This window comes from Sphingopyxis sp. (genome assembly GCF_025869345.1).
Taxonomy (GTDB): Bacteria; Pseudomonadota; Alphaproteobacteria; order Sphingomonadales; family Sphingomonadaceae; genus Sphingopyxis.
The window spans coordinates 1-263 of sequence record NZ_JAOZVW010000022.1 but is presented as its reverse complement, the minus strand read 5'-3'; the positions used below and the strand labels follow the sequence as shown (position 1 = coordinate 263).

The 263-nt window shown below is 66.5% G+C and carries 1 pseudogene; it reads left to right on the top strand.

From position 1 onward, the window contains the following. Window positions 1-182, top strand: a pseudogene (locus OJI97_RS02190) (NAD(P)-dependent oxidoreductase); the annotation flags it as partial. Between the last annotated feature and the right edge of the window lie 81 nt (window positions 183-263).

The window sequence follows — 263 nt, the reverse complement described above, 5'->3', positions numbered from 1 at the left end:
ACACGCTGGTGCGCCGCAAGGCCGCAAAGCTGACGCCCGACCGCGCGCGCTATATCGCCCATCCCGACTGGGTGGCGGCCGAGGGCGCCTGCCCGCCGCCCGCGCTGTGGGCGCCCGCGATCGATACGGAGGACGCGCTGGCGGAAACGGTGCGCTGGTATCGGCAAGAAGGGTGGCTGTAGAACTCGTCATTGCGAGCGAAGCGAAGCAATCCAGAGCGGTTTACGCTACTCTGGATTGCTTCGCTTCGCTCGCAATGACGA